This is a genomic window from Micromonospora violae, assembly GCF_004217135.1.
GTDB classification, from domain to species: Bacteria; Actinomycetota; Actinomycetes; order Mycobacteriales; family Micromonosporaceae; genus Micromonospora; species Micromonospora violae.
On sequence record NZ_SHKK01000001.1, the window covers coordinates 319,059 to 341,664 of the forward strand.

At 71.1% G+C, this 22,606-nt stretch carries 22 protein-coding genes; 12 read left to right on the forward strand and 10 right to left on the reverse strand.

Going from position 1 to position 22,606, the window contains the following annotated elements; all coding sequences use genetic code 11:
* Positions 1-130: 130 nt before the first annotated feature.
* Together EV382_RS01470 and EV382_RS01475 are read left to right on the forward strand one after the other, a co-directional pair.
* Positions 131-2,122: a beta-galactosidase gene (locus tag EV382_RS01470; protein WP_130399858.1), complete on the forward strand. Its 1,992-nt coding sequence runs from the start codon at positions 131-133 to the stop codon at positions 2,120-2,122.
* 37 nt (positions 2,123-2,159) lie between these two features.
* Positions 2,160-2,933 carry a DeoR/GlpR family DNA-binding transcription regulator gene (locus EV382_RS01475; protein WP_130399859.1) on the forward strand — a complete coding sequence of 258 codons (774 nt, stop codon included), beginning with the start codon at positions 2,160-2,162 and terminating at the stop codon, positions 2,931-2,933.
* A gap of 108 nt (positions 2,934-3,041) precedes the next feature.
* Here the strand turns inward: EV382_RS01475 and EV382_RS01480 are convergent, their stop codons facing one another.
* Both EV382_RS01480 and EV382_RS01485 read right to left on the reverse strand, forming a co-directional pair.
* On the reverse strand, positions 3,042-3,278 hold the full coding sequence (locus EV382_RS01480; RefSeq protein WP_130408333.1) for a hypothetical protein: 237 nt from the start codon (positions 3,276-3,278) through the stop codon (positions 3,042-3,044).
* Between the two features lie 86 nt (positions 3,279-3,364).
* Positions 3,365-3,637, reverse strand: coding sequence for a DivIVA domain-containing protein (locus EV382_RS01485; RefSeq protein ID WP_130399860.1), 273 nt, complete (start codon positions 3,635-3,637; stop codon positions 3,365-3,367).
* A 336-nt stretch (positions 3,638-3,973) separates the two neighbouring features.
* Between EV382_RS01485 and EV382_RS01490 the strand changes: the two genes are divergently transcribed.
* The 3 genes from EV382_RS01490 (at position 3,974) to EV382_RS01500 (ending at position 6,211) form a co-directional block, all read left to right on the forward strand.
* Entirely contained in the window at positions 3,974-4,843 is an 870-nt protein-coding gene (locus EV382_RS01490; RefSeq protein WP_130399861.1) for a helix-turn-helix domain-containing protein, read from the forward strand.
* Positions 4,840-5,052: a DUF397 domain-containing protein gene (locus EV382_RS01495; RefSeq protein WP_130399862.1), complete on the forward strand. Its 213-nt coding sequence runs from the start codon at positions 4,840-4,842 to the stop codon at positions 5,050-5,052. The genes EV382_RS01490 and EV382_RS01495 overlap by 4 nt, the downstream gene beginning before the upstream one ends.
* Positions 5,053-5,257: 205 nt before the next feature.
* Complete coding sequence (locus tag EV382_RS01500) at positions 5,258-6,211, forward strand: sporulation protein (protein WP_130399863.1); 954 nt, start codon at positions 5,258-5,260, stop codon at positions 6,209-6,211.
* Between the two features lie 132 nt (positions 6,212-6,343).
* On the opposite strand, the gene EV382_RS33190 is transcribed toward EV382_RS01500, so the two are convergent.
* The 3 genes from EV382_RS33190 to EV382_RS33195 all read right to left on the reverse strand — a co-directional run bounded on the left by EV382_RS33190 (position 6,344) and on the right by EV382_RS33195 (position 10,487).
* Positions 6,344-7,729 (reverse strand): transposase, encoded by a 1,386-nt coding sequence (locus tag EV382_RS33190; protein WP_244236484.1) that lies wholly within the window; start codon positions 7,727-7,729, stop codon positions 6,344-6,346.
* Positions 7,730-7,893: 164 nt separating this feature from the next.
* Entirely contained in the window at positions 7,894-8,178 is a 285-nt protein-coding gene (locus EV382_RS01510; RefSeq protein ID WP_208758545.1) for a hypothetical protein, read from the reverse strand.
* A gap of 266 nt (positions 8,179-8,444) precedes the next feature.
* Complete coding sequence (locus EV382_RS33195) at positions 8,445-10,487, reverse strand: glycerophosphodiester phosphodiesterase family protein (protein WP_130399865.1); 2,043 nt, start codon at positions 10,485-10,487, stop codon at positions 8,445-8,447.
* 191 nt (positions 10,488-10,678) lie between these two features.
* Here EV382_RS33195 and EV382_RS01520 point away from each other — a divergent pair, with 191 nt between their 5' ends.
* Positions 10,679-11,101 carry a hypothetical protein gene (locus EV382_RS01520; RefSeq protein ID WP_130399866.1) on the forward strand — a complete coding sequence of 141 codons (423 nt, stop codon included), beginning with the start codon at positions 10,679-10,681 and terminating at the stop codon, positions 11,099-11,101.
* 112 nt (positions 11,102-11,213) lie between these two features.
* Here the strand turns inward: EV382_RS01520 and EV382_RS01525 are convergent, their stop codons facing one another.
* The gene (locus EV382_RS01525) at positions 11,214-13,508 is read right to left on the reverse strand and encodes a HelD family protein (RefSeq protein WP_130399867.1); all 2,295 of its coding nucleotides are present in this window, start codon (positions 13,506-13,508) and stop codon (positions 11,214-11,216) included.
* Between the two features lie 147 nt (positions 13,509-13,655).
* Here EV382_RS01525 and EV382_RS01530 point away from each other — a divergent pair, with 147 nt between their 5' ends.
* The gene (locus EV382_RS01530; protein WP_130399868.1) at positions 13,656-14,282 is read left to right on the forward strand and encodes an SGNH/GDSL hydrolase family protein; all 627 of its coding nucleotides are present in this window, start codon (positions 13,656-13,658) and stop codon (positions 14,280-14,282) included.
* A 68-nt stretch (positions 14,283-14,350) separates the two neighbouring features.
* On the opposite strand, the gene EV382_RS01535 is transcribed toward EV382_RS01530, so the two are convergent.
* The gene (locus EV382_RS01535; protein WP_130399869.1) at positions 14,351-15,472 is read right to left on the reverse strand and encodes a LolA family protein; all 1,122 of its coding nucleotides are present in this window, start codon (positions 15,470-15,472) and stop codon (positions 14,351-14,353) included.
* A gap of 95 nt (positions 15,473-15,567) precedes the next feature.
* Here EV382_RS01535 and EV382_RS01540 point away from each other — a divergent pair, with 95 nt between their 5' ends.
* Positions 15,568-16,224, forward strand: coding sequence for a response regulator transcription factor (locus EV382_RS01540; protein ID WP_130399870.1), 657 nt, complete (start codon positions 15,568-15,570; stop codon positions 16,222-16,224).
* A 74-nt stretch (positions 16,225-16,298) separates the two neighbouring features.
* Complete coding sequence (locus EV382_RS01545) at positions 16,299-17,699, forward strand: ATP-binding protein (protein WP_130408335.1); 1,401 nt, start codon at positions 16,299-16,301, stop codon at positions 17,697-17,699.
* A 507-nt stretch (positions 17,700-18,206) separates the two neighbouring features.
* Here the strand turns inward: EV382_RS01545 and EV382_RS01550 are convergent.
* Both EV382_RS01550 and EV382_RS01555 read right to left on the reverse strand, forming a co-directional pair.
* Positions 18,207-19,928: a tetratricopeptide repeat protein gene (locus EV382_RS01550; protein ID WP_130399871.1), complete on the reverse strand. Its 1,722-nt coding sequence runs from the start codon at positions 19,926-19,928 to the stop codon at positions 18,207-18,209.
* A gap of 57 nt (positions 19,929-19,985) precedes the next feature.
* The gene (locus tag EV382_RS01555; RefSeq protein WP_130399872.1) at positions 19,986-20,447 is read right to left on the reverse strand and encodes a MarR family winged helix-turn-helix transcriptional regulator; all 462 of its coding nucleotides are present in this window, start codon (positions 20,445-20,447) and stop codon (positions 19,986-19,988) included.
* Between the two features lie 49 nt (positions 20,448-20,496).
* Between EV382_RS01555 and EV382_RS01560 the strand changes: the two genes are divergently transcribed.
* On the forward strand, positions 20,497-21,033 hold the full coding sequence (locus EV382_RS01560) for a VOC family protein (protein WP_130399873.1): 537 nt from the start codon (positions 20,497-20,499) through the stop codon (positions 21,031-21,033).
* A 24-nt stretch (positions 21,034-21,057) separates the two neighbouring features.
* Positions 21,058-21,939: a hypothetical protein gene (locus EV382_RS01565; RefSeq protein ID WP_130399874.1), complete on the forward strand. Its 882-nt coding sequence runs from the start codon at positions 21,058-21,060 to the stop codon at positions 21,937-21,939.
* Positions 21,940-22,007: 68 nt separating this feature from the next.
* Here the strand turns inward: EV382_RS01565 and EV382_RS01570 are convergent, their stop codons facing one another.
* On the reverse strand, positions 22,008-22,187 hold the full coding sequence (locus tag EV382_RS01570) for a DUF4236 domain-containing protein (RefSeq protein ID WP_101365273.1): 180 nt from the start codon (positions 22,185-22,187) through the stop codon (positions 22,008-22,010).
* Positions 22,188-22,434: 247 nt separating this feature from the next.
* Between EV382_RS01570 and EV382_RS33905 the strand changes: the two genes are divergently transcribed.
* Entirely contained in the window at positions 22,435-22,512 is a 78-nt protein-coding gene (locus EV382_RS33905) for a putative leader peptide (RefSeq protein ID WP_349881247.1), read from the forward strand.
* The last annotated feature ends 94 nt before the right edge of the window (positions 22,513-22,606 follow it).

Below are 22,606 nucleotides of genomic sequence, written 5' to 3' on the forward strand. Positions count from 1 at the left end.
CGCTGTCAAGAGGGCAGTTCGCCTCTGATAACCCAGTCGTGACACGGCCGTTACCTAGGAAAGCTTAAAACGAAGCTCAATGTTGGAACCTGTTGACTTCCGTGGACCAGCGGGTGCACCCTCAGCTGTCATGCGGCGATGGCAGGGTGACAGCATCTATTTCGGCGGCGACTACAACCCCGAGCAGTGGCCCGAGGAGACCTGGTCGGAGGACGTCGAGCTGATGCGTCAGGCCGGGGTCAACCTGGTCTCCGTCGGCATCTTCTCCTGGGCCCTGCTGGAGCCCACCCCGGGCCGGTTCGAGTTCGGCTGGCTGGACCGGGCACTGGACCTGCTGCACGACGGCGGCATCCAGGTCGACCTGGCCACCGCCACCGCCAGCCCACCGCCGTGGTTGGCCCGCGTGCACCCGGAGACGCTGCCCCGCCGGGCCGACGGCGCGATCCTCTGGCCGGGCGGACGACAGGCGTACTGCCCCAGTTCCCCGGTGTTCCGGGAGCGCTCGCTGGAGCTGGTGCGCGCGGTCGCCGACCGGTACGCCGAGCACCCCGCCGTGGTGATGTGGCATGTCTCCAACGAGCTGGGCTGCCACAACGTGCACTGCTACTGCGACGTCAGCGCCGAGGCGTTCCGTGGTTGGCTACGCGAGCGCTACGGCGACCTGGACCGGCTCAACGACGCCTGGGGCACCGCGTTCTGGAGCCAGCGCTACGGCGACTGGGCCGAGATCAACCCGCCGCGCACCGCGCCGACCTTCGCCAACCCCACGCAGCAGTTGGACTTCCTGCGGTTCTCCTCCGACGAGCAGCGCGCCCAACTGCGCGCCGAACGCGAGGTGTTGCAGACGCTGGTCCGGCAGCCCATCACCACCAACTTCATGATCGGCTTGGGCGTCAAGCACATGGACTACCACTCCTGGGCCGCCGACGTGGATCTGGTCTCCAACGACCACTACCTGACCGCCGCCGACCCGCAGGCGCACCTCGGGCTGGCGCTCGCCGCCGACCACACCCGGGGCGTCGCCGGCGGCGAACCGTGGCTGCTCATGGAGCACTCCACCAGCGCCGTCAACTGGCAGCCGCGCAACGTGGCGAAGCTGCCCGGGCAGCTTCGCCGCAACAGCCTCGCGCACGTCGCCCGCGGCGCCGACGGGGTGCTCTTCTTCCAGTGGCGAGCCTCCCGGGCCGGTGCGGAGAAGTTCCACTCCGCGCTGGTGCCGCACGCCGGGCCGGACACCAAGGTGTTCCGCGAGGTCTGCCAGCTCGGCGCGGACCTCACGGCCCTCGCCGAGGTACGCGGCAGCCGGGTCGACGCCGACGTGGCGATCCTGTTCGACTGGGAAGCGTGGTGGGGTGTCGAGTTGGACTCGCACCCCAGCGTCGACGTCACCTACGCCGACCGGCTGAACGCCCTGTACGGCTCGCTCTGGCGCGCCGGCGTGACCGCCGACATCGTCCACCCGTCGGCCGACCTCAGCGGCTACCGGCTGGTCCTGGTGCCGACCCTCTACCTGGTCCGGGACGCCGACGCCGCCGCGCTGCACCGCTACGTCGAGGCCGGCGGCACAGTGGCGGTCACCTACTTCAGCGGCATCGTGGACGACAACGACCACATCCGGCTCGGCGGCTACCCGGGCGCGTTCCGGGAGTTGCTCGGCGTCCGGACCGAGGAGTTCTTCCCGCTGCGCGAGGGCGAGCAGGTCCGTCTCGACGACGGCAGCACCGCCGACGTGTGGACCGAGTGGCTGCACCCCGAGGGCGCCGAGGTGCTCACGTCGTACACCGATGGGCCCTTGCCGGGCGTGCCGGCACTGACCCGGCACCGGGTGGGTGACGGCGTCGCCTGGTACGTCGGCACCCGCCTGGACGAGCCGGCCATGGATCGGCTCGTCGCCCGGCTGGTCACCGAGGCCGACGTCCGCCCGGCGGCGCAGGCGCCGTCCGGGGTCGAGGTGGTTCGCCGACGCGACGGCGACCGGACCTGGCTGTTCGCGATCAACCACACCGACACCGAGGTACGGCTGCCGGCGCACGGCATGGAGCTGTTGACTGGCGCACCGTGTGCCGGTGAGCTGACGGTGCCCGCCGGTGAGGTGGCTGTCATCCGTGAGGATCGGGCCTGATCCGCACGACAGGCACGGCGCGAAGGAGGTTCCCCAGATGCTCGCCCAGCAGCGGCAGACCGCCATCCTCGATCTGATCCGCCAACGCGGCGGGGTGCGGGTGAGTCACCTGGTCAGTCGGTTCGGCGTGTCCGACATGACGATCCGGCGTGACCTGGAGGTGTTGGCCGAGCGCGGCCTGGTGGACAAGGTCCACGGCGGCGCGACCCTCGCCGGGCCGGGCTCGGCCGAGGAGCCTGGCTTCGCCGCGAAGTCGATCCGCCAGCAAGCGGAGAAGCGGGCCATCGCCGAGCGCGCCGCGCGGATGGTGGAGCCGGGGATGGCCATCGCGCTCTCCGCCGGCACCACCACCGCCGCGCTGGCCAGGCTCCTCTCCGACGTACGCGGGCTGACCGTGGTGACCAACTCGATCCCGGTGGCGGACGCGCTCTACCAGAACCCGCGCGCGGACCAGACTGTCGTGTTGACCGGCGGCATCCGTACGCCGTCGGATGCCTTGACCGGGCCGGTGGCTGAGGCGGCGATCAGCGCGCTCAACGTCGACCTGCTCTTCCTCGGCGTGCACGGCCTCAGCCCACGCACCGGGTTCACCACGCCCAACCTGTTGGAGGCCGGGGTCAACCGGTGCCTGATCGGCGCGGCCCGCCGGCTCGTGGTGCTCGCCGACCACACCAAGTGGGAGACGATCGGCATCGCCACCATCGCCCCGCTGGAGGCCGCCGACGTGCTGATCACCGACGCCGGGCTGCCGGTCGAGGCCCGCACCACGATCGGCGAACAGGTAGGCGAACTGGTGATCGTGCAGCCCTAAAGCCGCGCCGTGCCCATCTTGCACTTTCGGACGTCGAGATGCGTGTAGTGCCCCTTAGTTCGCAACCAAAAACGCAAGATCGCGGAAGGGGAGCTGGGCCCGACCGCCTCACTGGCCGTCGTTGGGCCGGCAGGCTTCGGCGTGGTCGGCCGGCCGCCCGCAGCGGCGGCGGTCGGGCAGGACACGGTCGCAGAACACCCAGTGTCGTACGTGCTGCGCGTCCTCGGCCGAGACGGTGGTACCGCCGACGTCGACCTGCGGCGTGGAGGCCAGCGACCGGGCGAGCGTCCGCGCCAGATCCACCGCCTCGGCCAGGTCGGTGACCGCCACCGGCAGGTGGATCACATGCCGAGGCCCCTCCCGGTACGCCTCGAGAGCGAACCGCGGCAACTGCGTGAAGAGCCCGCTGTACTGATGCGCCCATCCCGGGCTCACGGCTGACGCCGCTCGGACCAGGCGCTCTGCCAGTCGCGCAGCGCGCGCTTCACCCGGGCGTTCTCCTCGCTGAGCCGAGCCACATCGCGGTGCAGCGTCGCCAGGTCGAGCGCCACGCGGTGCAGGAACCGTCGTACCTCCCTGGGGTCCAGGCCTCGTCGGCCGAGACCGACGACGGTGAACTGCCGGTCGCGGACCTGACTCGGGTGCAGCCGAGCCAGCCGAGCGCCGCCGTGCGGCGTGCCGTCGTAGAGCGTCCCTCGGGTCATTCATCACCTCGCGCGTCGTCGACCGATGGGCGGGTCAGGGTCGCGAAGGCGCCCTGTGCCGTGGTAGTTATTCGTTCAAGTCGGTTCGGAGCCGGGATTCGCACATCCCGACGCTCTAGTTGAGACCCGACGAGAGCCGGTATGCGCCTGCCACTCGCGAGGCCGTCTCTCGTCACCTTCTCGGCTGTTGGCACAGCCGCGGTTGCCGTGTTTGCACCGGGCGTCCCCGGGGGCCGGCGATCACCCTCACCCGAAGGCCACGTTTCCAGTGGCCCCGGTATTGGTGCAACGACACCAACAACATCCGTCTTGAGGGTCCGCGAGGAGAGGGACACCATGCCCGCCAGGCGTGAATCGTTCGTACAAACGCTGCGTGCCCAGTGGCTCGGTCAGCAGATGCGGCAGCTAAGAGAGCAACGCGGCATTACTCTCAAGCAGGCCGCCGAGTTCCTGGAGCGCGACTTTTCGTCCATTGCCCGTTGGGAGCGTGCCGAGTGGCCGTTCCGGCGTGGAGTCGTCGTGTCGCTGCTCGACCTCTACGGCGAGCACGACGGGCGCGAGCGGAATCGCTTCATCCAGCTTGCTGAGGATGCGTGGCGAACAGATCGGTGGGACGACGACTATGACGAACTGGTCGACGCCTCATTCATCGATTTCCCCTGGCTAGAGAGTAGGGCCGAGCGCATCTACTCGTGGGATGCCTTTCTCATGCCGGGCCTCATGCAGACGCCGGCTTACGCGGAGGCAGTGATCCGCAACGCGGAAGGCGAGGGCGCGACAGATTTCTCGGTCGGCAAGTGGCTTCAGCTCCGGATCGACCGTCAACGTGTGCTCACGCGAGACCCGGCTGTCCGCGTGGCGGCGATCATCGATGAAGCCGTACTGCGCCGACCCGTCGGTGGTCCTGCCGTGATGCGCGGCCAACTCCACCACCTGGGCGACCTGATTGGAAAACCGAACATTGACATTCGCGTGCTGCCATCACGGGTGGGGCTGCACGCCGGTCTCGATGGCTCGTTCGTACTCTTCGGGATGCCCAAGCCATACCCGGAGGTCGCCTATGCCGAGACGCTGGGCGGGCGCCGTTTCATGGAATCTCCAACGTCAAAGCGCTACGCGCTTGCGTACGATCGGCTTCGTGGTGTCGCGTTGGGTCGGCGCGAGGCGGCCGAGCTGATCGCGGAGATCAAGGAGGGACTGCCATGAGTGAAGCCTTACCAGCGGTGGCCTGGCACGTCAGCACCCGGAGCAACAGCAACGGTGGTAGCTGCGTCGAGGCGGGGCCGATCCTGGACGGTTCCGGTCGAGTGGCGGTGCGGGACAGCAAGGATCGCGCGGCGGCGACCCTCGTCTACCCGGCAGGCGGTTGGACGGCGTTCGTCGACGGGGTGAAGGACGGCGATTTCGCGCCCTGATGCGTGATCGAGGTCGACCGCCTGAATCGTTTGCGACATCAGCTCCAAAGCCTCGCCACCCGTCAACCGGCTCGACCCCGAAACGCCACGCCGGCGGAGCGTCGCGCGGCGCTTCACAGCCATCTCACAGGGGTGCTGGATAGGGTGCCGGTCGAGTCAACGTCCGACTCCAACCTGGAGCGGTCGGCGTCGCACAGGAGTTCCGATGGTCTTCAAGAAGATGTTGAGCGCGTTCGGTGTGGGCGGTCCCAGCGTGGACACCGTGCTGACCAACCCCAACACCCGGCCCGGCCTGACCCTCGACGGGCAGGTCAACCTCGTCGGTGGCGACGCTGAGGCAGCCATCGAGCAGGTGGTGATCGGCCTGGTCACCCGGGTCGAGGTCGAGGGACACGACACGGAGTACGCGGGCACGATGGAGTTCCACCGCATGGTGGTCAGCGGCCCGCTCCAACTCGCCCCGAAGCAGCAGGTCTCGATCCCGTTCCAGCTGCCGGTGCCGTGGGAGACCCCGATCACCGACGTGTACGGCCAGCGACTGCACGGCATGACGATGGGCCTGCGCACCGAGCTGGCGATCGCCCGCGCGGTCGACAAGAGCGACCTGGACCTGGTGGCGGTGCACCCGCTGCCGGTGCACGAGCGGATCCTGGAGGCGTTCCAGCGCCTCGGCTTCGGGTTCAAGCACGCCGACCTGGAGCGGGGTCACATCCGGGGTGTGCAGCAGACGCTGCCGTTCTACCAGGAGATCGAGTTCTTCTCGGCCCCGCAGTACGCCAGCACGATCCGGGAGGTCGAGCTGACCTTCGTGACCAGCCCGCACGGCGTGGAGGTCATCCTGGAGTGCGACAAGCGCGGCGGGTTCCTCAGTGCCGGGCACGACGCGTTCGGCCGCTACCAGGTGTCGCACGCCGACGCTGACCGGCTGGACTGGGCGCAGGTCGTCGACGGCTGGCTGCGCGAGACGACCTCCCGCTACGGCACGCTGCGCTCGCAGTACGGCGCGGGTCACGGCCACGGCCACGGCCACAGTCGTGGGTCCGGCATGGGCGGCATGGTGGCCGGGGCGGCCCTCGGCGTCGCCGGCGGCATGATCGCCGGCGAGCTGATCGAGGACGCGTTCGAGGGCGACTTCGGCGACTTCGGCGGCGACGAGTAACTCCTCCACACACGACGACAGTGGCCTCCGGGGAAGTTCCCGGAGGCCACTGCTCGTGTTTTGACCGTTCTGTGGGCAGGGTGGTTTGGCGGTGTGGTGGGGGTGTGTTCGTGGTGGTGTGGGTGAGGGCTGTCATTTGCCCTTGTGGACGGCGTTTTTGCGGATGATCGGGTAGCGGGTTCGGCGTTTGCGGCGTTTCCCGGCGGGGCGGCCGGGTCCGGGGTGTCCGGGTTTCGGGTTGCCTGGTGGTTGCCAGGCGTTGCGCAGAGCGGGCGAAACCTGCCGGCGTGTCTGGCCGGGGGTCGGGCTGGTGGTGGTGGCGGGTTCCCAGGGCAGTCGGTGGTGGGTGATGTGGGTGCGGGCGCAGAACAGGTGTAGGTAGGCGTAGGCGTGCAGGCGTAGCCAGGTGGTCAGGGTGCCGGGCTGGCGGGGGTGGAAGTCCGGGGCCTGGGCGGTGCTCTTGAGATATCGGAAGTAGTGCTCGATGTCGAAGCGGGCCAGGTAGGTCATGACCAGGGTGAGTAGGTCGCGGCGGCGGCCGGAGTACCAGAGAGCGAGGTCGCCGGCGCGGCGGCTGGGGCGCAGGTGTTGGACCCGGGCGAGGAGCACGCTGCCCTCGACGATCGGGAGGGTGCCCTGGCCGGTGAAGCCCCGGCTGGCGCGGGTGAGTTTGGGATGGACCTGATGCCAGGCCCGGACGGTGACGGTGCCGTAGATACCGACCGGGCCGCTGACACCGGTATCCGGGGGTAGGCCGGGCTCGCGCAGAGCGAGGCGGAACCCGTGCCGGCGGGGCCGGCCTCCGAGGGGGTGAGCGGCCCGGCGTTCGGGCCGGGTCCACATGGTCTGCGAAGTCGCCAGCCTGACTAGCACGTCCGCGGGAATCCCGCGCTCGCGCAGCAGATGGGTGATCCGGGCCGCGGGATAACCGGAGTCCAGCAGAAACAGTGACGGATCGGCCGGGCGGGCGCCGTCCTGGGCGCAGACTCGGGTGATGTGGTCCACGGTGACCTCCACCAGATCGTCGTCGGAGGCGATCCGGTCGGCCAGCACCGGCACGACCCACGAGTCCGGAGTCAGAGACAGCCGCACGACATGCTGATACCGCCACCCCGTCTTGATCAGCGCCGTGCCGCGGGGCCCGCCGGGGGTGTACTGCGGCTGCCGGTCCGGGCTGGTGGCTGCGGTCGGCCGCGGCCACGCGGTGGTGTCAACGGCATACACCCGCGGCAGACCGGACCGCGTGGCGATCTCGCACGCCGCCCGTAACGCCCGGCCGGTGTCGATCTCGCCGTCACGTAACGCCCGGTACGCCGCAGCGTGCCCGGTGACCGTGCTCAGCGATAGATGCGCCGGGCAACCACACCGGCCCTGATCAGCGGCCAACTCGTCGACCAGCGAGAACAACGTCCGTGACCGGGACGCGAGAACGCCCTCGTACAACTCCCGCCGCCACGCATCCAACAAGATCCGGCCCAGCTCGCTGTCACCGGCACCGGTAGCCGTTACGCTTCTCATCGAGGACCCTGCCCATTGATGATCTTTGTGTGAGAACTCAGATCATGGACAGGGTCCTCCCCATTCCGCTAGACCTCGACCACCACGAATCCCCTCGATGGTCAAAACACGAGCAGTGGCCTCCGGGGAAGTTCCCGGAGGCCACTGTCCTATGGAAGACGGGGTCAGTGCCGGGCCTTGCGCTCCTCGCCGCTGCGCCAGTTGCTGCCGGCCTTCGCGAGGCCACGGCTACCGAGGTAGCCCAGCGTCAGCAGGGTGATCAGGAACCAGGCGTTGTCGGCCCGGAAGATGTCCACCCCTGCGGAGTTCTTACCGACGACCTGCGACGCGCCCAGTACGGCGGCCACCGCGATCAGGTAGATCCAGAACTCGGTGGTCTTGAACGCCTGCTTGGTCTCCGTACCAGGTGCCTGCATGTCGTTCCGATGCCCGTCGTGCATGACCGGCATCTGCTGCGTGTTCCGCATCGCAGCGGGATTCTGCGGGTCGTTCATGGGCCGGTTCATCGGCCGGGTGGAAGCAGCCTGCGTGCTCATCTGGTCCTCCTCAGGATGCGATGAGTCGTACCTGCATTCCCTCGCCCCGCTACCGCGTTTCGGCCACGGCACGGTTCGCTTTCGTGGCGGGGACAACCCCCGACTACCCGAGGCCCCGGAGCAGGTAACACCGATCGCCGGCCGGAAAAATCCGGCCGGCGATCGGGGTGTGCGTCGGGTCAGCGCAGGCCGTTGCGGACGGCCACGCTCACCAACAGGTCCGGGTCGTCGGTGATGATGCCGTCGACGCCGAGGTCGATGACCCGCTGCATCACCGTCGCGTCATCGATGGTGTACGGGATCACCTTCAGGTCGTACCGCGTCTGGAGGGTCCGGACGTCCGGTCCGTGGAAGTACGCCGGATTCTCCCGCAGGTACCAGTCGGCCGAGGCCACGGTGCCCTGGTTCGGGTCGTGCACCTGCCAGTTGGCGGACACCGTGCCGGCACCAGCGGCCCGGGTCAGCTTGCCGAGGTCCCGGTACTTCCACCAGTCCAGTCCACCGGTCCACGGGCTCTTCACCGACGGGTTGCCGTAGGCCGCCTGCAACGAGCACTCGTCGGCGAGGGTCTTGCACTCCTCCGGCCCGTACTGCCAGACCAGCGCGACGGTGCCGATCCGCCGGTCGAGCTGGCGGGCGTAGGTGATGGTGCGCCAGTCGAACGACTGGATGGTGGCCCGGTTGGTGAAGCCGGCGCGCTGGATCGCGTCGACCAGCTTGCGGGTGAAGCTGCGGTACGGCTCGGTGTCGTCCACCACCGGGCTGATCTTCGTCTCGATGTTCATCCCGATGTCACTGCGGCCGCTGGCCTTCACCAGGGCGAAGACCTCGTCCAGGGTCGGGATCCGGGCACCCGGCGCGGGCACCTGGGCGGGCAGTTCGGGCAGTGTCTTCGTGCCGCAGTCGATGGTCTTGAGCTGCGCCAGGGTCAGCTCGTGCACGGGCTTGCCCACATACGGGAACATGCGGTCACCGCGGCGCACCGGCTTGGTGTCGACGCAGTGCGACCCGTTGACGGTGCGGTCGTGCAGCACCACGAGCTTGCCGTCGGCGGTCACCCCGGTGTCCAACTCCAGCGTGGAGATGGCCCGGTTGGACAGCGCGTTCGAGAACGCCGGCAGGGTGTTCTCCGGTCGGGTGGCCCGGCCACCGCGGTGCGCCTGGATGTCGAACGGCGACGCGTACGCCTTCGGCAGCCGGTAGCCGCGCTGAGCCAGCAGGCCGCGCAGCCGGTCCGGGTAGTCGGTGATGATGCCGTCCACGCCGTCGTCGATGAGCTTGGCCATGGTCGGCACATCGTCGACGGTCCACGGGATCACCTTGATCCCGTAGCGGTGCGCCTGGGCGACCATCTCCTTGGTGACGTACGGCTGGTAGCCCGGGTCGGTGACCGTGCCGTTCTGCGGCATGCCGTGCACCGGTGAGAAGGCGCTGGCGCCGAAGCTGCGGATCGCCTTGATCGGGTCGCCACCGAAGTCGTCGATGTCCAGCCCGCCCAGCCACGGCGAGGCTCCCGGCTGGCCGGTCTGCAGGAAGTCGTAGTTGGTCAGGGCCACCAGCGGCAGCTTCGGCTCGACCTGGCGCATGCGCATCAGCGCGCCCCAGTCGAAGCTCTGGATGGTGACCTGCTTGAGCAGCCCGGCGGCGCGGATCTCGGCCGCGGTGACCCGGACGAACTGCTCGCGGGGGGCGGTCTCGGTCGGGGCGCCCGCCTCGACCTTGGTTTCGACGTTGAACTTCACGTCCTTCGCCCGGTAGCGGTTGACCAGCGCGAACACCTCACGCAGCAACGGCATCCGAGCACCCGGGACGGCGACCTGCCCCGGCTTGTCCGCGAGGGTCTTCGACCCGCAGTCCAACGTGCGCACCTGGGCGAGGGTGAGCGTGTTGATGTACTTCCCGACGTACGGGAACTCCGGGTCACCGGGCGTCACCGGGGTGGTGTCGACGCACTTGGCGCCGCTGATCTTCCGGTCGTGGGTGACGACGGCCTGACCGTCCTCGGTGATCTGCACGTCCAGTTCGAGGGTGGTCACCCCGAGTTGGAGGGCGTTGCCGAAGGAGGCGAGGGTGTTCTCCACGCGCAGCCCGAGGCCACCCCGGTGGGCCTGCACGTCGAATGTCCGGTCCGGTCGCGGCTTCGCCTGGGCGGGCACCGCGAGTCCGGTCGTCACCGTCGCGGCCACCAGGGCCGCGACGGCGGTACGGCGTACTGTGCGCACGCTGTCCTCCCCTCCTGCCGGCGGGCGACTCCCACCGGTCGCCGGACAGCATGGACATCACGGGCGGCGGGCAGACGGCCAGCGGGCGGCGCGACGGTGAACCGCTGCGGACGACCTCCCGGTCACGCCGGGTTTGGTCGGCGGGTGGCCGGGCACGCAGTCAGTTCCACAGCTTCTGCGAGGTGATGGACGTGCGTGAGGACGACATGCGGCAGAACGCCGCCCGCGAGGCCGAAGACCGGATCGCCGGCGGCGTGTACGGCAAGGGCGCCCTCGACGAGGTGACGGTGCCCCGCACCGATGTGGAGAGCCAGATTCAGCGCGATGACCCGTTCGATCCGGCGAAGGAACGGATCGACCCACAGGTGTTGCGCGATGGTGGCCCGGTCGGCGGGCAGGGCGCGGTGACCACCACCGGCGGCACCGCCGGGCCGGCGAGCGTACGCCGGGTGGCCCGGCAGCCGGAGCGGCACCCGGGCAAGATCGCACCGACCACGACCGGCGACGCCACCACCGGCGGCCTCAGCACGCCGATGGGCGGTGGCACGAGCGATCAGTCCACATCGGCGACCGGCTCGGCCAAGTCCATCCAAGAAAGATCGCCCAACGACTAACCCCGGGCCCGCTCCAGCGTGATCATGAGGTTGGCGTGGCTGTTGGAGATCACAGTCCACGCCAACCTCATGATCAACGAGCGAGTTGGGGTGGGGTTAGGGCGGGGTGGGGTTAGGGGGTGGGGCGCAGGACGCCTAGGCGTTGGGTGGCGCGGGTTAGGGCCACGTAGAGGTCGCTGCGGCCCCGGGGGGACTCGGCCACCATCCGGTCCGGGTCGACCACCAGCACCGAGTCGAACTCCAACCCCTTGGCCTGCGCGACCGTCAGCACCACCACCCGGCTCTCCAACTCCGGATGCTCGCCCACCGCCGCCTCCGGCAGGGCGGCGGTCACCGCCGCGCCCAACTCGCCCACCCGGCCGGCCGGCACGAGCACCCCGAGCCGGCCCTCGGTCAGCCCGGCCGCCTCCCGGGTGGCCTCGGCGACCAACTCCGCCGCCAACCGCCCGTCGGGCACCGTCCGGTCCCACGGGGGTACGCCGCTCTCCCGCACCGAACGCGGCGGCCGCAGCGCCGGGTCGATCTCGGCGAGTACGTCGGCCGCGACCGCCATGATCTCGGCGGGGGTGCGGTAGCTGACCGTCAACTCGGTGAGCCGCCACCGCTGCTCGACGTACGGGGCGAGGGCGTCCGCCCAGGACGGCGTGCCACTGAGCGCGCCGGTCTGCGCGACGTCCCCGACGATCGTCATCGACCGGCTCGGGCAGCGGCGCATCAGCAACCGCCAGGCCATCGGCGACAACTCCTGCGCCTCATCCACAATGACGTGCCCGAACGCCCAGGTGCGGTCGGCGGCGGCCCGCTGGGCGGTGGTGAGCCGGTCGGCCTCCTCCTGCCGTTCCAGCAGCCGATCCGCGTCGATGAGGTCGGTCACGCCGAGGATCTCACCGCCCTCAGCCTCGTCCTCGACGTCGATCGACCGGGAACCTCGGGCGATCTCCAGCACACCCTCGGCGTACTCCCGTTCCATCAGGCGGATCCGGTCGCGCCGGGCGGCGGCGGCGCGTTCGTCCTCGCCGAGCAGCTCAGCTGCCTCGTCCAACAGCGGAACGTCGGCCGGCGTCCAACCGCCGCGCTCACGCCGCAGCAGCGCCCGCTCGTCCTCGGTGAGCATCGGCGCGGCGACGGCGATCCGGTCCGGGTCGGCGTACAGGTCGGCGAGCAGCCGCTGCGGGGTGAGCACCGGCCACAGCTGGTCGAGGGTGGCCCGGATCTCCGGCTCCTCGCGCAGCTCCCGCCGGATCTCGGCCCGGTCCGCCTCGTCGAGGAGGTTGTCCCCGCCGAGCGGGTCGGCGCCGATCCGCTCGGCCACCTGCTCGGCGAGCGCGTGCACGATCTCCACGTCGAACAGCGCGCGGGCCAGGTTGTGCGGTCGGTCGGTGCGGCGGACCCGGTCCCGGGCGGCGCGGACGACCTCCGGGTCGAGGGTGAGCGTCTCCCGCTCGACCTCGACCTCCAGCGGCTCGTCCGGCACCCACTGCCGGTCCCGTACGGCCCGCGCCAACACCTCGGCCAGCACCGCCCGGCCCTTGAGCGCCGCGGTCTCGGCCGGCTCCGACCGTTGGGCGCTCACCCCGGGAAAGAGATCACCCTGGGTACGCAGCAGCACACCGGTCTCGGCCAGCGTCGGCAGCACCTGGGAGATGTAGCGCAGGAAGGTGGCGTTCGGGCCGACCAGCAGCACACCGCGACTGGAGAGTTCGCGGCGGTGCGTGTAGAGCAGGTACGCCGCCCGGTGTAGCGCGACGGCGGTCTTGCCGGTGCCGGGGCCGCCCTGAACCACCATGACGCCCGGAAGTTCGGCGCGGATGATCTCGTCCTGTTCGGCCTGGATGGTCTCGACGATGTCGCGCATCCGGCCGGTACGGCCCGCGTTGAGCGCGGCGAGCAGCGACGCCTCCCCGGTCAGCTCCTCGTGCGCGCCGGGGGAGGCGGTGTCGATGTCGAGCACCTCGTCATTGAGGCCGGTCACCTTGCGCTGCCGGGTACGCAGGTGCCGGCGGCGGCGTACGCCCTGCGGGTTCGCGGCGGTGGCGAGGTAGAACGGGCGGGCGGCGGGGGCCCGCCAGTCCATCAGCAGCGGGTCGTAGTCGCCGGTGGTGTCGAAGATGCCGATCCGGCCGATGTAGCGGCGGGAGTCGTCGTCGCCGTCGAGTCGACCGAAGCAGAGCCCGTTCTCCACGGCGGAGAACTGTTCGACCTGATCGGCGTACATCGCTACCGAGCTGTCGCGCTGCGAGCGGTCCTGGAGGGTGCCGCCGGTGTTGTGCAGTTCGGCGGTGAGTCGGTGGGCGGCCTGCTCACGCAGCTCGTCCAGCCGGTTGTAGAGCATCGAGACGTACTCCTGCTCGCGACCGATCTCGTCGTCGAGCGGCAATTCGCCGGAACCGCCGGAGTGCCTTGACAAGCCGTCTCCCTAAAGATTAGAATCCTTTGCAGGAACGGCTTTTAGCCGTTCTTTTTTGTGCCCTTCGAACTGTTGAAGATAGCGCGTCCCGCCGGTTCTCACCAAGCCGCCCGGGCCGGCGCGCCGGTGATCGCGAGGTGGCGGCGGATGATCCTGCGGACCGGGCAACGGGTGGTCTTCGTCGGGGACAGCATCACCGATTGTGGTCGACGCGATGTCGCCGCGCCCTACGGCAACGGATATGTGAGCCTCGTGCGTGCCCTGGTCGACGCGCGGCACCCGGAGCTGGAGATCGAGTGGGTCAACCGGGGTGTGAGCGGCAACACCGTGCGGGACCTGGCCGCCCGTTGGGACGCCGACGCGATCGCCGAGCGCCCCGACTGGCTCGCGGTGCTGATCGGGATCAACGACATTTGGCGGCGCTACACCGACCGACCGGCTGAGGCCGTCGGCATCGACGAGTACGAGCGCACCCTGCGTGATCTGCTGCGGCGGGTGGTCGCCGCCACGGGATGCCGACTGATCCTTGGCGACCCGTTCTTCATCGAGGCCGACCGCGGCGACCCGCAGCGCGCCGACACCGACCGGTACGCGGAGGTCGTGGCGGGGTTGGCCGCCGAGTTCGACGCGGTGCACGTGCCCAACCAGGCGGCGTTCGACCGGGTGCTGGCGGTGAGCCCGGCGAAGCGCTGGGCCGACGACCGGGTCCACCCGTACCTGCCCGGCCACGCGGTCCTCGCCGACGCGTACCTCAGCGCCCTCGGCCTCCGCTGACCCGGGCCTCACCCACAGCAAAGCGCCGGGCCGACCGTCAGGTCGACCCGGCGCGAATACCGCGGAGATCAGCCGCGCGCGGCCTGGTAGAGCCGATCCGGCGTCACCGCTCCGGCGAGCACGCGGCCGTCGTCGGTGAGCAGCACGCTGAACAGCTTGGCGCTGAACAGTCGACCGCTGCCCCAGTCACCGCTGACGGCGGGCAGCCCGCCCAGCAGCTTCGACAGGTCCACGTCCGCGCCGGCCGGGGGAGCGGCCGGCTTCCGGGCGGCTGGCCCGCCGCCGACCGCCCCGTCCAGGCGGGCGACGAAGACCGTGGTCCAACCGTCGCCCACCGTGCGGACCTGCGGGTCGGCCGCCGACTCGACGTGACCGGGCTTGCCCGTCGGCCCCTCGGCCTTCTCCTCGGTGACCGTCACGCCGGGCGGCGGGTTGAAGGTGAACTGGTCGGCGTCGGGGCGGCGGTAGTCGACCTGGGTGAACGCCACCTCGAAGGCCGGCTGGTCACTGCCCTTCGCGAGCACCTCGAAGCGCAGCGGCACGTGCTGCTTGGCGTCAATGGCGATCCGCAGCTGGTGCACCAGTGAGTCCCGGTCACGCGGTTGGAGCACCAGCTCGTACGCGTCCTGGCCGGCGACGGTGGCCGAGCGGCCGACGCTGACCTCGGTGCTCGGGTCGATCGCGCCCAACGCCAGGTCGGCGGCCTGCTGTGGGGTGGCCGGCAGGCTCGCCGCCGGTTCCGGGGCGGGCTTGAAGGCCCCGGCCTTGTCGCCCAGCGCGCGGTGGGTGGCGGTGTTGGTGCGGCTCTGCCAGGTCCACAGGTCCGGGCCGTTGCGGATGATGTCCTGCTCGCCGAGGGTGTCCAGCAGCGCGACCCGCTGCTTATCCGGCCCGGAGTACCAGACCCGCAGGGTGTGCGTGCCGGTCAGCAGGGTGGTCAGCTCGTTGCCGGGGAGCAGACCGGCGAGCGGCGGCAGGCCGAGGTCGGCGCGCTGCACGACGGTCCCGGACAACCCCTCCAACCGGGATGTCTGCAGGTCGACCAGGAGCTGAGCGGCGGTTCGGGGCGGCAGGCTCGGCTCGGCTTCGGCGGCGAACGTGCCGATCGCCGCGCCACCGCCAATGACGGCGACGGCCGCGGTGGCCGGGACCAGCCACCGCAGGACGGGACGGCTTCTCAGGACGGACATGGTGGCACCTCCTGCGGCCATCCTGCCCTCTCCGTGCTGTGAACGCGCTGAGGACACCGAACCGCGCCGATTGACCCGGGTGGCACCCTTGAGCTGTGCGCGTGCTGGTGGTGGAGGACGAGACCCGGTTGGCGGCTGCGCTGCAACGCGGCCTGCAGGCGGAGGGGTTCGCGGTGGACCTGGCGGGGACCGGCCCGGCCGGCCTGGACGCGGCCCGGCACGGCGGGTACGACGCCATGATCCTCGACGTGATGCTGCCTGGCCTCTCCGGGTACGAGTTGGTCCGGCGGCTGCGCGCGGAGCGGCACTGGTTGCCGGTGCTGATGCTCTCGGCCAAGGACGGCGAGTACGACCAGGCCGACGGCCTCGACTGCGGCGCCGACGACTATCTGACCAAACCCTTCTCGTACGTGGTGCTGCTGGCCCGGCTGCGGGCACTGCTGCGTCGGGGCGCTCCGGAGCGCCCGGCCGTGCTGGCGGTCGGTGACCTGCGGTTGGACCCGGCCCGCCGACGGGTGACCCGGGCGGACGCCGAGGTGACGCTGACCGCGCGGGAGTTCGCGCTGCTGGACTACCTGATGCGCCGACCCGGCCAGGTGATCTCCAAGATCGAGTTGTTGGACCACGTCTGGGACGCGAGCCTGGAGACCGCGCCGAACGCCGTCGAGGTGTACGTCGGCTACCTGCGCCGCAAGCTCGGCCGGGACCGGCTGGAGACGGTCCGGGGTGCCGGCTACCGGTTGGCGACGTGACCGCCGCCGGCCCGACGCCCACCCGTCGGGCCTGGGCCGGCCGGTCGCCGGTGCTCGGGCTGCGAGGGCGGCTCATGGCGATCGGTGTGCTCGGCCTCACCGTCGGGCTGGCCCTGGGCGGGGTGGTGCTGCTCGGCACGCTCGGATTCGTGCTCCAGCGCACCGTCGACACCGAGGCGTTCCGCACCGCCGACGCCGTCGCCCTGCTCGCCGCCGAGGACGCGTTGCCGGATCCGCTGCCGGTGGCCGGCGGGCAGGTCCGGGTGCAGGTCGTCGACGGGCAGGGGCGGATCAGGGCGGCCTCGATCGACGCCGACCGGCTGGTGCCGATGGTCCGTCCGGAGCGACTGGACCGCGACGGTCGGCAGCGGTTCGAGGTGCCGTCCGAGCGGGTCGGACTCGTCGGCCCGGTCCGCGTGGTCGCCGTACCCACCGGCACCGCGGCCGACCCGCTCACCGTGCTGGTCGCCCGCTCGATGGCCGACGTGCGGCACAGCACCCATGTGGTCCGGACCATCCTGCTGGTGGCGTTCCCGCTGCTGGTGGCCGTGCTGGCCGGGGTGGCGTGGCGGGTGGTGGGCGCGACGCTGCGACCGGTCGAGGCGTTACGTCGAGGTGCCGAGGAGATCACCGGGAGGGCCGGCACCGGCCGGCTGCCGGTGCCGGCGTCGGCCGACGAGATCCACCGCCTGGCGGTCACCCTCAACGGCATGCTGGACCGGTTGGAGTCCGCCCGCGCCCGGCAGCGCGCCTTCGTGTCCGACGCCGCACATGAACTGCGCAGCCCGTTGACGAACATCCGGACGGAGCTGGAGGTGGCCCAGCGCCTGGCCGACCGGACGGACTGGACGGCGGTGACCGCCAACCTGCTCGCCGACACCGAACGGCTGAGCCGGTTGGTCGACGATCTCCTGCTGCTGGCCCGCCTGGACGAGGCGCCGCCGGCCCGGGGTGCCGCCCCGGTGGAGCTGGGCGCGTTGCTGACCGAGGTCGCCGCCCGCTACCCGTCGCCGCCGGTGCGGGTGGTGCCGCCGGCCGGCCCGCTCTGGACGATCGGCACCGTCGAGGAACTGCGTCGCGTGCTCGCCAACCTGGTCGACAACGCGGTCCGGCATGCGTACGCCAGTGTCGTGCTGACGGCCGAGGCAGCGGGACCGACGGACGGGCCCGCTGTCGGGGCGTACCACCTGGTGACGGTGACCGACGACGGCCCCGGCATCCCGGCGGCGGACCGGGTACGCGTCTTCGGCCGGTTCACCCGTCTGGATGACGGAAGGGCGCGCGACGACGGGGGCGCCGGCCTGGGGCTGGCGATCGTACGGGAGTTGGTGCGGCGCGCGGGCGGCACCATCACCCTGACCGACGCGCCGGAGCACGGGCTACGGGTGTGCCTGCTGCTGCCGGCGTTGCCGGCCCAGGACGGCCAAGCGCTGACCTCCCATGACGCCGCCCTGCCCCCACCCGCCCAACGGTGACCCGTTGCCGGCGTTGCCGGCCTTGTCGGCCGGGGACGGCCGTGGGTTGACGCCCCGTGACCGTGCGCCCTCCCCCCATCCGCCCGACGACGGCCCGTTGCCGGCCTTGCCGGTTGGGGACAGCCAACGGTTGACCGTGCGTGACGGCGCGCCCTCCCCCATCCGCCCGACGACGGCCCTTTGCTCTGCACCCGCGGGTGCGACAGCTACGTAACGTGAGCCTCGTTGGCGCCCGCCGAAGCGACAGCCGTGACGTTTTAGCTGGTCAATCGAGGTGGTGCATATAGGCAAGCAGAGCAAAGGCTTGGTGTGAGGGGTGAAAGGGTGCCTTGGGCGTTGCGGTTTGTAACGATGTGTCGCGGCTGGCTTGTCAGCCGACTGGCTCACGCTGAGTGAGGTCGGCAGGCTGGGTCGAGGTCTGGCGGGCCAGGGTGTGGCGGGCCAGGGTGTGCGGGCCGAACCGGGCCGGGGTGGGGGTGGCGCGGCAGGGCGGGCGGGGCGGTGGGGTCAGCGGCGGTGGGTGCAGACCTGCGGGGAACGGGCCACAGTGTCGGTGGACCAGGCGACAGCGACGGTGAAGCAGAAGTCGTTGGTGCGGTTGAGCGCGTAGACGACGAAGCTGGTGGTGCCGGCGGGCAACGTCGCGAAGATGTTGTGCTCCTGGCCGGTGCGGCCGCCCGCGATGATCACCGGGCCTTCGCTGCCGGCCGGGTAGGTCCAGTTCAGCGCGATGCTGTCCCGGGCGTCGCGGAGGGTCACCGCGCTGGGTGGGCTGCCGGGTGGTGCCGCGGCGGCGGTCGACGTGGGTTTCGTGCCGCCGGGTGCGGGCGCGGTGCTGGCCGACGAGTCGGCGGTGGGGGAGGCGGTGGCCGGCGGCGGGGTCGGCTCGTCGTCGCCGTCGACCCGGGCCACCCCGGCGATCACCGCCGCCGCGCCGAGGAGCACCACGACCACGCCCGCGACCAGCACCGGCACCAGCCGGTTGCGCTGCTCCGGTGGGGCGCGGTGCACGGGCACCGGCAGCAACCGCGACGGCGTGTACGGCTCGACCGGCCCATACAGGTCCGACCGTGCCCGCGAGTCGGACGACACGCGCGGATCAGGCGACGGGTACGGGTCGGACGACGCGTGTGGACCAGACGACGGGTACGGGTCGGGCGACGCGTGTGGACCAGACGACGGGTACGGGTCGGGCGACGCGTACGGGTCGGGCGGTGGGGGCGGGTCGGTGGGGGCGGTGGGCCGGTGCAGCCGGTACACCCCGGGCTGCTCCTCCAGGCCACCGGCCAGCCCCACCACCGACGGGGGCACCGGAGGGTCGGCGGGGTGGGGCGAGGAGTCCGGTTCAGACGACCATCCGCCTCCGGTCGATCCGACCGCCTCGTCCGAGGGCGACCGGGGGTTCGGAACCGCCCCGCCGTGGTGGGCCGCGGCCGCTAGCGGGTGGTAGCCGGATTCGGCCGGCCCGTCGTCGTGCGGTGGGACGCGGGCCGCCGGCACGACCGGGGTGTCCCGAGCCGTGGGCGGGTTGTCGGCGCAGACGTGGTCGGGATTCGCCGCCGCCCGGGCCAGGGCCGCCACCTGCGTGGCCAGCGGGTCGTCGGCGGCCAGATGCTGTCGGCACAGCTCACGGGCGAGCGCCAGGTTGTCGTGTGCCTCGGCGAACTGCCCACAGTCGCGCTGCATCGCCCCGAGCCGCGCCAGCATTTTGATGCCGCTGGGGTGTCCGTCGCCATACACCTCGCGGTGCAGTTCCCAGGCGTCCTGGAGGCGGTCGCGGGCCACCGTGCACTGGCCGCGCGCGTATTCGACGGTGGCCAGGTCGGCGTGCGCGGCGAGCACCCGCAGCGACTCCGGGCCGTCCTGCGCGGTCAGCTCGATGATGACTTCCTGGTAGAGCCGAGCCGCCCGGGAGTGACTGCCGACCCGGTGCAGCACCGCGGCCAGGGTCGCCGCGGCGGCCACCGTGCGCGGGTCGGCGCGGCCGTGCAGGCGGGTGGTGGCCGCGTACGCGAAGGCGGCCCAGCCCCGGGCCGAGTGCGGCTCACCGAGGGCGATCAGCACCCGTGCCTGGAGGCTGGCCGCCTCGGCCAGTTCGGGGGTGGCGTTGGCCGGGCGGGGGTCGGCGTCGGTGAGCGCGTCGGACAGCAACTGCTGTGCGCCGGCCAGATCGCCGGAGGACACGAGGTGGTGCGCCTGATCAGTCAGTTCACCGAAGCCGGAAGACACGCCCCATCGTGCTCATCTGACGACGGTAAGTACAAGACCCGCGCCGGTGCCGATCGGTCAGGATCCGGTCAGGTGCTCGGCCAGGGTCTCGCTGATTCGGCGCAGCTGGTCGATCTGGGCGGGGCTCAACGCGTCGAACAGGTGTCGGCGTACCCCCTCGACGTGGCCGGGTGCGGCGGCCGCGAGGGTGGCGAAACCCTCATCGGTGAGCAGCGCGATCTGCCCGCGCCGGTCGGTGGGGCAGTCCTCGCGGCGCACCCAGCCGGCGGCCTCCAGTCGGGCCACGGCGTGCGAGAGCCGGCTGCGGGACGACCCCGCAGCCTGGGCCAGTTGGCTCATGCGCAGTTGACGGCCGGGGGCCTCGGAGAGTTGGACCAGGATCTCGTAGTACGCGTGCGGCATGCCCGCGTCGCGTTGCAACTCGCGGTCGAGAGTGTCCATCAGCACCCGCGACGCGGTGAGGTACGCGCGCCAGGTGCGTTGCTCGTCGGGGTCCAGCCAGCGGGTCATGACGGCCATCATACCCCGATTAGTTGAACGTTCAACAAAAGCGCGCTAGTCTCGGGTCATGGGTATTCATCGACTCAACCACGCGGTCCTCTACGTCAGTGACCTCGCCCGCAGCGTCGCGTTCTACCGCGACGTGCTGGGCTTCCGCCCGGTGGCGATGACCCCGGACGGCTTCCGGGGCGCCACCTTCCTCCAGGCCCCCGACTCCACCAACGACCACGACCTCGGCCTCTTCGAGATCGGCGCGGCCGCCGGGCGGTCCACCGCCGGGCGGTCCACCGCCGGTCGGTCCACCGTCGGCCTTTACCACCTCGCCTGGGAGGTGGACACGCTCGACGAGCTGGCCGCCACCGCCGAACGGCTCGCCGCCGCCGGCGCACTGGTCGGCACGTCGGACCACGGCACCACCAAGAGCCTCTACGGCAAGGACCCGGACGGTCTGGAGTTCGAGGTGGTCTGGCTGATACCGGCCGACCTGCTCGACGACGCCGCACTGGCGGCCCGCAAGCAGATCGGTCGGCTCGACCTGGACGCCGAGCGGCAGCGTTACGGCGGGCAGACCCGGGGCGGGGTGGGGATCTCCGTCCCGGCCTGACTGTCCGTACGGTAGAACGGACCGATGCCGACCGACCGGACCACCGATTTCCTCCGCGAGCTGCTGGTCCGCCAGTTGACGACCTGGCTGCCCGCGGCCCTGCACCGCTCCCGGCGGGCCACCGTCGCCGTCGCGGGCGCCGACGCGAGCAGCGCGGAGGCCGCGCTGCGCCTGGTCGCCGGGTACGGCGACCAGGTGCGCGGCCGGCAGGTGACGGTGCTGCTGCTGTCCGCCGCCGCCGATCTGCCGGCCCGACTCGGCCCGATTGAGGCGGAGTTGCCCGCCGAGGTCACCGTGCACCTGCTGCCCGGCGACCCGTATCGTCTGCCGGTCGCGGTGAAGGCCGCCGGGGCGGCCGGCGCGCCGCTGTTCTCCTTCGTGGACCTGCCCGGCGCGGTGACGCCGAAGCTGCTCACCGCCGCGACCAACGGCCGGGCCGGTGAGCTGCTGCTGCACACCGGCGACAGCGCCCGAGACGTGCTCGTCTCCGCCGGCTTCCCCCTGGTCGCCGAGGTGGCGCCGGTGCTGCCGGACGGCGTGCCCGCCGGTGTGCTCGCGTTCGGCAGCCGCTCCGACCGCAGTCTGGAGGCGGTCCGTGAGGCGCTCTGGGCGGTCGGCGCGGACCTCGGCGTGCGCTACCGCGACCCCCTCGACCCGACCGGCACGACGGTCGACGTGGTCGGCGAACCCGACCTCGAACCGCTGGCCCACGAGCTGCTGGCCGAGTTGCGGGCGGGCGGGTCGCGGCCGGTCACCGAGCTGCGCCGACACACCCTCACCGCGACCGTCTACCGGGCGGCCGACGCCAACCAGGCGCTCGCTGACCTGCTCGACGCCGGCGAGGTGCGGCGGGAACGCGAGTCCGGGCGGCTGGCCGGCGACGAGATCATCACTGCGGCGCGCTGAGCGCCGCCCCCTACACGCCGAGCGGGGTGCCGGTGAATCACCGGCACCCCGCTCGACCCCCGGGATGCTTACGACCGGGACTTGTCCTGCTTCCAGGACAGCGGACCGGGCAGGTCGACCCGGTGCGCGCGCGCCCTGGAGTTCCAGGACCAGCGACCGATCTTGATGCTCCACGAGGAGAAGCCATTCTCGGTGAAGTTCAGAATGAGCGGACCGAACTTCTTGCGCTTGCGAAACATGAGGCCCATCGGAGGACTCCCCTCTTCACCGTTCCCTGCCGTGTCGGGATCGAACATTCCCGAACCGGCACTTTCTGAAACCCGCTCGCTGTCCGTCCTGGACGGTGCGAATCGAGCACTCCAATCTCTATCCATCAGATAGGTGTTGCGGCACGGTAAACGCTGCTCGCAGCGCTTTGTAACATCGCCAGCGACAGAAGTCTCATCTTCTGGAAGGCCATTGACGCCCCGTTCCGGTCCCGGGCAGCATGGGGTCATGTCGCAGCGGGATGAGCTTCTCCTCACCGCTCGTGTGCACGTCGACCTGGTCCGGCACGCGAGCGCGCTCTGTTGAGCTGACCGGTCCACCCGGCTCGGCTCCAGCGCCGCATTCCCACCGCCCGCCCGCTCAACGCGGAGCAGCGTGCCGTCACGCCCTCACCCGGGCG